At 61.2% G+C, this 9,809-nt stretch carries 7 protein-coding genes, 4 tRNA genes and 1 pseudogene; 4 read left to right on the forward strand and 8 right to left on the reverse strand.

The window, feature by feature from the left end; translation table 11 throughout:
* Window position 1 precedes the first annotated feature (1 nt).
* From C1X29_RS27870 to C1X29_RS27885, 4 genes are all read right to left on the reverse strand, one after another.
* Window positions 2-77: transfer RNA gene (locus C1X29_RS27870), tRNA-Gly, on the reverse strand.
* A 3-nt stretch (window positions 78-80) separates the two neighbouring features.
* A tRNA-Glu gene (locus tag C1X29_RS27875) sits at window positions 81-156 on the reverse strand.
* A gap of 104 nt (window positions 157-260) precedes the next feature.
* Window positions 261-336 (reverse strand) — tRNA-Gly (locus tag C1X29_RS27880).
* Between the two features lie 2 nt (window positions 337-338).
* Window positions 339-414 (reverse strand) — tRNA-Glu (locus C1X29_RS27885).
* 388 nt (window positions 415-802) lie between these two features.
* Here C1X29_RS27885 and C1X29_RS27890 point away from each other — a divergent pair.
* Window positions 803-1,561 (forward strand): hypothetical protein, encoded by a 759-nt coding sequence (locus C1X29_RS27890; RefSeq protein ID WP_173892861.1) that lies wholly within the window; start codon window positions 803-805, stop codon window positions 1,559-1,561.
* 668 nt (window positions 1,562-2,229) lie between these two features.
* Here C1X29_RS27890 and C1X29_RS27895 read toward each other — a convergent pair.
* The 3 genes from C1X29_RS27895 to C1X29_RS27905 all read right to left on the reverse strand — a co-directional run bounded on the left by C1X29_RS27895 (window position 2,230) and on the right by C1X29_RS27905 (window position 6,660).
* Entirely contained in the window at window positions 2,230-4,194 is a 1,965-nt protein-coding gene (locus tag C1X29_RS27895) for a methyl-accepting chemotaxis protein (RefSeq protein WP_102688657.1), read from the reverse strand.
* A 108-nt stretch (window positions 4,195-4,302) separates the two neighbouring features.
* Window positions 4,303-5,703 (reverse strand): PLP-dependent aminotransferase family protein, encoded by a 1,401-nt coding sequence (locus C1X29_RS27900; protein ID WP_102718924.1) that lies wholly within the window; start codon window positions 5,701-5,703, stop codon window positions 4,303-4,305.
* A 195-nt stretch (window positions 5,704-5,898) separates the two neighbouring features.
* On the reverse strand, window positions 5,899-6,660 hold the full coding sequence (locus C1X29_RS27905; RefSeq protein WP_007917441.1) for an SDR family oxidoreductase: 762 nt from the start codon (window positions 6,658-6,660) through the stop codon (window positions 5,899-5,901).
* Between the two features lie 228 nt (window positions 6,661-6,888).
* Here C1X29_RS27905 and C1X29_RS27910 point away from each other — a divergent pair, with 228 nt between their 5' ends.
* Window positions 6,889-7,893 carry an NADP-dependent oxidoreductase gene (locus C1X29_RS27910; RefSeq protein ID WP_102718925.1) on the forward strand — a complete coding sequence of 335 codons (1,005 nt, stop codon included), beginning with the start codon at window positions 6,889-6,891 and terminating at the stop codon, window positions 7,891-7,893.
* A gap of 52 nt (window positions 7,894-7,945) precedes the next feature.
* Here C1X29_RS27910 and pyrF read toward each other — a convergent pair whose 3' ends face one another.
* Window positions 7,946-8,644, reverse strand: a complete 699-nt coding sequence (gene pyrF / locus C1X29_RS27915) for an orotidine-5'-phosphate decarboxylase (RefSeq protein ID WP_007960372.1) — start codon at window positions 8,642-8,644, stop codon at window positions 7,946-7,948.
* Between the two features lie 295 nt (window positions 8,645-8,939).
* Between pyrF and C1X29_RS27920 the strand changes: the two genes are divergently transcribed.
* Both C1X29_RS27920 and C1X29_RS27925 read left to right on the forward strand, forming a co-directional pair.
* Window positions 8,940-9,689 carry a response regulator gene (locus C1X29_RS27920; RefSeq protein ID WP_085607468.1) on the forward strand — a complete coding sequence of 250 codons (750 nt, stop codon included), beginning with the start codon at window positions 8,940-8,942 and terminating at the stop codon, window positions 9,687-9,689.
* Window positions 9,689-9,809 (forward strand): annotated as a pseudogene (locus tag C1X29_RS27925) (two-component sensor histidine kinase); the annotation flags it as partial. The gene C1X29_RS27920 and the pseudogene C1X29_RS27925, both read left to right, overlap by 1 nt.

Consider the following 9,809-nt stretch of genomic DNA (forward strand, 5'->3'; position numbering starts at 1 on the left):
TTGGAGCGGGAAACGAGACTCGAACTCGCGACCCCGACCTTGGCAAGGTCGTGCTCTACCAACTGAGCTATTCCCGCAAATGGCGTCCCCTAGGGGACTCGAACCCCTGTTACCGCCGTGAAAGGGCGGTGTCCTAGGCCACTAGACGAAGGGGACACGCTACCCGGAACACATGGTGTGTGTTTCGGTGTCCAGATCCGTCTCCGAAGATCGGGTTCTGGTTTCACTCAGCACCGCCCGAAAGCGTTGCTGTTTAAAATTGGAGCGGGAAACGAGACTCGAACTCGCGACCCCGACCTTGGCAAGGTCGTGCTCTACCAACTGAGCTATTCCCGCATTGGCGTCCCCTAGGGGACTCGAACCCCTGTTACCGCCGTGAAAGGGCGGTGTCCTAGGCCACTAGACGAAGGGGACACACTACAACATTCACTCCCTGCCGCGTTTCGCTGTGTGCTTTACGCTGCAAGTGGCGCGCATTCTATGGATGGATTGAAAGGTCGTCAACCCCCAGATATAAATTTATTTAAATCAATGACTTCGACCTGCTTTACGGGCCGTTTCCGGCTTTTGCGTCGCCCGACGATTGACGCCTATATTCCGACACTCGCCAAGGCGTTATAGTCCACGGCACAGGTGATGGCAATCTGCACCCCAAGGGCCAGCATTTATATAAGCCGGTTCCTGGCCGATACAGATACAGCTTCGCCGATCCAAACCCGTCGAGCGGCGCTAGGCTCCTCTATGCCAAGCCACTACACTCGCACGCGAACCCTATAAAGAGGTCTTACCGGTGACACCACTCATGATCACCCTGCTAGTCATAGCCGGGATCGCAATCTTGATCGCCATTGGCTACATGAACCATGTGGTGGAAAACACCAAACTGGAGAAGGCCCGCACCAAGGTCGAACTCAACGACCGCCTGCGCCGTTGCGGCGAACTGACCGAAACCTTCCCCGGCCAGTTCATGACCCCGGCCCTCAAGCTGCTGCTGACCCGCCTTGAGCTGAACGTCTGCCAGCGCCTGCTGAACCTGGAAAAGACCAGCGCCACCACCAAGGCCCGCATCACTGAACTCAGCGCCCTCGTCGCCCAGGGCGAATCGATCCCGGTCAACAACCCACCGGCCCCGATCCAGACCGAAGCCAAGGCCAAAGACGTCCGCTTCCTCCTCGAAGCCCTCCACGGCCAGATCACCCGCGCCGCCCAGGACGGCTTCCTGCCACCGAACGAAGCCAAACACTGGGTCCGCGAAGTACGCCACATCCTCGTACTGCTGCACATCGAGTTCTTCAACAACCTCGGCCAGCACGCACTCCAGCAAAACCAACCAGGCCAGGCCCGCCTCGCCTTCGAACGCGGCGTGCAATACCTGCGCAAACAGCAGGACCCGCAAATCTACGCCGAACAACTCCAATACCTGGAAAAACTCCTGGCCCGCGCCAACGCCCAGGTCATGGACAAAATCGCCCCGGTCGAAGGCGAAGAAAACCAACTGACTGCCGGCCTCAAAGATGTCGAGGCTGACGCGGACTGGAAGAAGAAAGTGATTTACGACTGAGTGCAGTCAAAAAGAGAAGCCACCGGGAGGTGGCTTTTTTATTGCCTGAAAGAAGATCAAAAGCTTTCCCTCACCCTAGCCCTCTCCCGGAGGGAGAGGGAACTGACCGCGCTGTTTGGGAGAGGTACGCCGACGTGAAAGACCGAGTCGCACTCGGGTTTTGAAATGTATGCAACTCAACTCACACTGCTGCACCTGCTGCACCTGCTGCACCTGCTGCACCTTGCACCTTGCACCTTGCACCTTGCACCTTGCACCTTCTGCATCCTCTGCTTCTTCTACTCTTGCTTCTGCTTCTGCTTTGGCTTCCCACCACTCAACACAATGAGCGTTAGCTCGAGTACCGCTTTTGACGTACCGGCCCCATCGGAAGGCTGAGTGGAGGGATTTATCCGGGGGTGGGAGCGCAGCGACCGTGCGGCGCAGCCGCATGCATCGAGAGGAGGTGCAGCGAAGCAAACCGGAGGCGATGCCCCCGGATGAATCCCGGAGCGAAGGAACCCCGAGCCCCAGCGAGGGGCCGAACGCCGGGGCCCAGCGTTTTGGTTCCTTTTGGGCGTTTGCAAAAGGGACTCGCCGTAAGGGCGAAACCGCCAGCCGCAACACCCAAAGAAACGGATATTCACCCAAAACACCCCAAAACCTGGTCGGCCCAAAGGCCGCCAAGGTCAAAGCCGAAAGTGCCCCACCATCCCCCGCAACTCACTCCCCAACTGCGCCAGCTCAACACTCGAAGCCGCATTCCCGCGCATGGCAATCGAAGACTGATCCGCACTCGCCCGAATACTCGTCACACTGCGATTGATCTCCTCGGCCACCGAACTCTGCTCCTCGGCCGCCGCCGCAATCTGCTGGTTCATCTGCTGAATCAACGAAACCGCCGCCGCAATACTCCCCAGTGCGCTTTCGGTCTGCAACGCATCACTCACCGCCAGCTTCACCAACTCGCCACTGCTCTGAATCTGCTGCACCGACGAATGCGCCGCCGAACGCAAGGCACTGACCAGCCGCTCGATCTCCTCGGTCGACTGCTGCGTGCGTCGAGCCAGTGCCCGCACCTCATCGGCGACCACCGCAAAGCCCCTGCCCTGCTCGCCCGCCCGCGCCGCTTCGATCGCCGCGTTGAGCGCCAGCAGGTTGGTCTGCTCGGCGACACTCTTGATCACACCCAGCACCGTACCGATGTTCTGGATTTCCGCACTGAGGCTTTCGATGCTCGAACTGGCCGACGTCGCCGAATCCGCCAGTTGCTCGATCCGCGCCATGCTCTGGCGCACCACCTGCTGGCCGCTTTCGACCTTGCCATCGGCGGTCTGCGCCGCGAGCGCCGCTTCTTCGGCATTGCGCGCCACATCGTGCACGGTGGCGGTCATCTGGTTCATGGCCGTGGCGACCTGTTCGGTTTCCTCTTTCTGGCTGCTGACCTCAAGGTTGGTCTGCTCGGTCACCGCCGACAGCGATTGCGCCGAACTCGCCAGCTGTTCGATCCCCGCCTGCAACCCGCTGACAATCGTGCTCAAACCCGCGCCCATCTGCTGCATGGCCAGCATCAACTGACCGATTTCGTCCCGCCGGGTGACCTCGATCGTTGCACTCAGATCACCGGCCGCAATCTGTTGCGCCACATGAATCACGCTGCGCAACGGCGCCACAATCAGTCGGGTGATCACCCACGCCGCGATCAGCCCGACCAGTAACGCCAGCGCCGACGAGCCAATGATCAGCACCGAATTCTTTTTCAGTTCGCCCTGCATCGCGCCGTCTTGCGCGACATACGCCTGATCGACCCGCGCCACGACTTCGTCGGCTCGCTGATGCAACTGCTGATAGACAGTCTTTTCCTGGGCCAGCAACCCGGTGTACTCGGCAAGCTTGTCGCTGAAACCGGCAATGTGTCCGGACACTTCATTGAGTACCGTCAGGTAACCCTCGTCCTTGACCGTGGACTTGAGCTGCTCAGCCTGCGCCTGGGCTTGCGCAGCCTGTTCGATATTGCCTTGGCCGGCGCTGTCGTCACCCTTGCGGCTTTGATCCAGTCGCACCCGCGCTTCGTTCATCGCCTGCAACATCAAGCGCGAAACCTGGCTGACCTGACCGGCCTGCTCGATGAATTGCGCCCCGTCCTTGCCCTCGCTGTCTTTCAGGGTGTACGCGCCGTCGTCGGCCAGACCGGCCTGCAACACATCGAGATTGTTGGCGACGCTGGACACCGACCAACTGGCCATCTCCAGCGCCAGGTCCTTGGCCTGGGACAACGAGACGAATTCATCGAACGCCTTGCGGTAAGCGCTCAATGACTGTTGGACGTCGTTCATGACCGACTCATTGCCCGGCGACAAAATCTTGAGCTGGTCGGCCATGGCGATCAGACCGTCGACACCCTCATGCAAGGCATCGACGGTTTTCGGGTTGCCGTGCAAGGCGTAGTCCTGCTCCAGCAGCCGCACCTTGAGCAAGCCACTGTTGAGCGATGACATCTGCTTGAGGCCGTCGAAGCGCTGACTGATGGTTTGCAGGGACCAGACGCCAATGGCGGCCACCAGCGCCGTCAGCAGCAACACCAGCACAAACCCGATACCCAATTTTTTTGCCATACCGAGGTTGGCAAAACGTCCTTGCACGGCCGAAATCATTGCGCGTAGTCCCCTGCCATAGTCTGTTGTCGAAGATTCGCAATGGCCTCGAACCAGCACAAGTCTCTGGCGTCGGAATAATGGCAAAAAGCTACGCACGCGTCGTTTTCAGAACGCTTGAGGTCGATCCACGGTCGTGCTGCGAAAAAACTGTCGCGCCCGGGGATCACAGGCGTAAGCCACGTTGATGCGCTGCCAGTCGCAGGCTTCACCACTGGGGCTGAACGAGGTTGCACAAGACAGCTGCACCCCGCAGCGCGAGGCTTGCCTGCGCAAATGCGCTTCATCCGCCAGCGGCGCGCGCGCCCAGATGAACAGGCCGCCCGTGGGCTTGCCGAACACTTCCCACCCGGCATCTTCCAGGGCCTGCAAAGCCGCCGCACGATCAGTATTGAGGCGCTGGCGCTGGCGCTGCACCAGTTTGCGGTAGGCGCCACTGGCCAGCATCCCGGCCAGCACCGCCTCGCAGAACCTCGAGGTGCCCATGCAACTGATCATCTTGACCCGCGCCATCCGCTCGATCAGTTCGCCATCGGCCAACACGAAACCCACTCGCAGCGAGCTGCTCAGGGTCTTGGAAAAACTGCCGACGTAAATCACCCGTCCCTCGTCATCCAGCGCTGTCAGTCGAGTGCCGCTGCCATTGTGCAGGTCAGCGTAAACATCATCTTCGATCAGCCGCAGATCGTAGAGCCTGCTCAACTCCAGGATACGTCGGGCGACCGCCGGCAGCAGGCAACTGCCCGTGGGATTGTGATGGTGACTGTTGATGAACAACGCGGCGGGCCGAAACTGTTGCAGCAACGCCTCGAGCGCCTCGAGATCCGGCCCGCCCGGCGTGCGGCGAACCTCCAGCATGCGCACGCCGTGCAAGCGCAGGAGATCGAACAGCGGCGCATAACCGGGCGTCTCGACCACCACGCAATCACCGGCCTTGAACAGGGTACGCACGATCAGGTCCAGTCCGTGGCTGGCGCCGGCGGTGGTCATCACCTGTTCTGCCAAGGCCCTGATACTCAGCAATCCCAGGCGCTTGATGATCTGTTCGCGTAACGCCGGCAGCCCCAGAGGCGTGCTGTAGTTGAACAGACTGGCCATGTCGGCGCGCGCCACTTCGCGGATCGCATAGGCGAGATCATCGGGCTCGCGCCAACTCTCCGGCAGGACGCCACTTCCCAGCGTCAAACCGCCGCGCCATCGGGCGGCTGGATCCCCCCCGCTGCGCTCTCCCTCACACCCGGTGCCATCGATCGCCTTGCAGCAATCGGGCAATGAAGACGCCACCATAAATCCCGAGCCCTGACGCGAGGCCAGAACCCCTTGCGCCACAAGGCGCTCGCAAGCCTCCATGACGCAGGACTGGCTGAGCAGATTGCACCGTGCGATCTCTCGCACGGAGGGCAGACGCGTCGTCGGCGGCACTTGCCCCTGCATGATCCACTCGGTCAACCCGTCAACAATCTGCTGTACGACCGGCACCATTGCCTGTCGGTCAATTCTCAATTCCATGAGCGCGCAAACTCCTGTCCGTTTTTGCTGGCGGCAGTAAATCACAGCCACGTCCTTGAGACTGTGCGACAAAACCGCCAAAAACCTCCTTTCTCAATATTTGAAACACATTGTTTAGCGAATTCACGGAGCCGCCCCCGAGACGAAAAAAGCCCGCCGATGGGCAGGCTCGTTCATGCATCAGCCAATGGCCTCTCAGAAGGCGGTCACGCCACCATCCACGGCCAGCGAATGGCCGGTGGTAAACGCTGCGCCATCACTGCACAGGTACAGCACGGCGCTGGCAATTTCCTCGACCTTGCCGATACGGCCGACCGGGTGCATCGCGTTGGCGAATTCGCCTTTCTTAGGGTCAGCTTCATAGGCGCGACGGAACATGTCGGTGTCGATCACTGCCGGGCATACGGCGTTGACGCGGATTTTCTTCTTGGCGTATTCGATCGCAGCCGATTTGGTCAGACCGATTACCGCATGCTTGGAAGCCGCGTAGATGCTCATCTTCGGCGCAGCGCCCAATCCGGCCACCGACGCGGTATTGACGATCGCCCCGCCGCCTTGGGCCAGCAGCAACGGCAACTGGTACTTCATGCACAGCCAGACGCCTTTGACGTTGACGCCCATGATCGCGTCGAACTCATCCATCGAGCCTTCGGCCAGTTTGCCTTTCTCGATCTCGATCCCGGCGTTGTTGAAGGCATAGTCGAGACGGCCGTAGGTATTGATCACCTCGTCCATCAGATTTTTCACTTCGCTTTCGACGGTCACGTTGCAGCGCACGAAGGTCGCTTCGCCACCGGCTGTACGAATCAGCGCCACGGTGCCCTCGCCCCCGGCCGCATCCAGATCGGCCACCACCACTTTCAGACCTTCGGCGGCGAATGCCTGGGCCGTCGCGCGGCCGATGCCGTTGGCCGCGCCGGTTACGACGGCTACCTGACCGGAAAACGTCATGCTCATTGTTATGTCCTCGAATGCGGGGAGATTGATGAAGGCAGCATAGCCACAGGGGCCTGAGTGACGTCAGCACTATCAAAAGGCCGGTTAGGCTTGCATGAATCGCAGTGATGAAACCCAGCAGGGGACTATCACCGTACTGGATCAACCTGCATTCGCCCCATGAGCCAACCTTGCGGCATCGCCCATGAAGGTCTATCAACAAGGCTTCATTCAATTCGAGTGCCTGTCATGACCAACCAGACCAATCGCCAGTTCCTGCTCGCCAAACGCCCGGTGGGCGCCGCCACCCGCGAGACCTTCACCTATCAGGAAGTACCGGTCGGCGAGCCGGCGGCGGGGCAGATTCTGGTCAAGAACGAATACCTGTCCCTCGACCCGGCCATGCGCGGCTGGATGAACGAAGGCAAATCCTACATTCCACCGGTAGGTCTGGGCGAAGTCATGCGCGCGCTGGGCGTAGGCAAAGTAGTCGCGTCGAACAATCCGGGGTTCGCCGTCGGCGACTACGTCAACGGTGCCATTGGCGTGCAGGATTATTTCCTTGGCGAGCCAAAAGGTTTCTACAAGGTCGATCCGAAACTGGCACCGCTGCCGGTTTATCTGTCCGCACTGGGCATGACCGGCATGACCGCCTACTTCGCCCTGCTCGATGTCGGCGCACCGAAGGCCGGCGACACCGTGGTGTTGTCCGGTGCAGCGGGCGCGGTCGGCAGCATTGCCGGGCAGATTGCCAAGATCAAAGGTTGCCGGGTGATCGGCATCGCCGGCGGCGCGGACAAGTGCAAGTTCCTGATCGATGAACTGGGCTTCGACGGCGCCATCGACTACAAGAGCGAAGACGTGCTCACCGGCCTCAAGCGCGAATGCCCGAAAGGCGTGGACGTGTATTTCGACAACGTCGGCGGCGACATCCTCGACGCGGTGCTGAGCCGTCTGAACTTCAAGGCGCGTGTGGTGATCTGCGGCGCGATCAGCCAATACAACAACAAGGAAGCGGTCAAAGGCCCGGCCAACTACTTGTCGCTGCTGGTCAACCGCGCGCGGATGGAAGGCTTCGTGGTGATGGATTACGCCGCGCAGTACGCCACTGCCGCCCAGGAAATGGCCGGCTGGATGGCCAAGGGTCAGCTCAAGAGCAAGGAAGACATCGTCGAAGGCCTGGAAACCTTCCCGGAAACCCTGGGCAAACTGTTCAGCGGCGAGAACTTCGGCAAACTGGTGTTGAAGGTCTGAAAACAAGGAAGGGAGCCATCGGGCTCCCTTCTTTGATGCTTCAGCTGTTCGCTCAGGCCAGTTCGGCAACCACCGAGGCCAGCGCCTTGGCCGGATCCGCCGCCTGGCTGATCGGACGGCCGATCACCAGATAGTCGGAACCGGCATCCAGCGCCTGACGCGGGGTCAGGATGCGACGCTGGTCGTCCTGGGCACTGCCCGCCGGACGAATCCCCGGGGTCACCAGTTGCAGCGAAGGATGCGCGGTTTTCAGCGCAGTGGCTTCCAGCGCCGAGCACACCAGACCGTCCATCCCGGCCTTCTCGGCCAGTGCCGCCAGACGCAGCACCTGCTCCTGCGGCTCGATGTCCAGACCGATACCCGCCAGATCCTCACGCTCCATGCTGGTCAGCACGGTCACGCCGATCAGCAACGGCTGCGGACCGCTGCGCTTGTCCAGCTCTTCACGGCAGGCCGCCATCATGCGCAGGCCGCCGGAGCAGTGAACGTTGACCATCCACACGCCCATCTCGGCAGCAGCCTTGACCGCCATCGCCGTGGTGTTGGGAATGTCGTGGAATTTCAGGTCGAGGAATACTTCAAAACCCTTGTCACGCAGGGTGCCGACGATTTCCGCGGCGCAGCTGGTGAACAGTTCCTTGCCCACTTTGACCCGGCACAGTTTCGGGTCCAACTGGTCGGCCAGCTTCAGTGCGGCGTCACGGGTGGGGAAATCCAGGGCGACGATGATAGGAGTCTGGCAGGCGGACATGGATGGGCTCTCAGGCAAGTCGAAATCGGCGCGCATTGTAGCGGAACCGGCGGCGGCGCGGCACCCGATGATCGGTAAATCGTCGCGCCAACCGTGATCAGCATAGCCTTGCAGGGTATTGTGTCGAACCCGATACACAACCGACACGCCGGCAACATGCGCCCGCGCTAGCCTCGCCAGCCGCAACAAGTCCTTACAGCAGCCCTTCCCGCCTCACGGCCGGACGCCTATGCTGAAACCACAACCTCGCAGCCTATCTTTGTGGTTGGCGGCCTACTGGCAGATGAACAGCCTCATGCACAACTCCCAAGCCTCCGTGAACGACGAGCAGAAAGACGACAAGCGCTGGAGCATCCGTGCCCTGATCGTCGACGATGACGTGCCGATCCGCGAACTGATGATCGACTACCTGGCCCGCTTCAACATTCACGCCAGCGGCGTCACCGACGGTGCGGCCATGCGCCAGGCGATGCAGGCCGAGCATTTCGACGTGGTGGTGCTCGACCTTATGCTGCCCGGCGAAGACGGTCTGTCGCTGTGCCGCTGGCTGCGCGCGGAGTCCGACATCCCGATCCTGATGCTCACCGCCCGCTGCGAACCCACCGACCGGATCATCGGCCTGGAACTGGGCGCCGATGACTACATGGCCAAACCGTTCGAACCACGGGAACTGGTGGCGCGGATCCAGACGATTCTGCGTCGGGTGCGCGACGACCGCACCGAACAGCGTGCAAACATTCGCTTCGACAACTGGCGCCTGAACAGCGTGCTGCGCCAGTTGATCGCCGACGACGGGCTGGTGGTGCCGCTGTCCAACGCCGAGTTCCGCCTGCTCTGGGTATTCATCGAACGTCCGCGCCGGGTGCTCAGCCGCGAACAGTTGCTGGACGCCGCCCGTGGCCGCTCGATCGAAGCCTTCGACCGCAGCATCGACCTGCTGGTATCGCGTCTGCGGCAAAAACTCGGCGACGACCCGAAAGCCCCGCAACTGATCAAGACCGTACGGGGTGAAGGCTACCTGTTCGACGCCCGGGACATTGGCTGATGCGAGCGCGCTTCGACACGCTGTTCGGCCGCCTGTTTGGCATGCTGTTGGTGGCGATTGTCCTGGCGCACCTGCTGGCCTTCGCCTGGTTCCGCCTCTACGGCCCACCGCCCCCGCCAC

The organism is Pseudomonas sp. GW456-12-10-14-LB2, from assembly GCF_002884345.1.
GTDB lineage: Bacteria > Pseudomonadota > Gammaproteobacteria > Pseudomonadales > Pseudomonadaceae > Aquipseudomonas > Aquipseudomonas paraglycinae.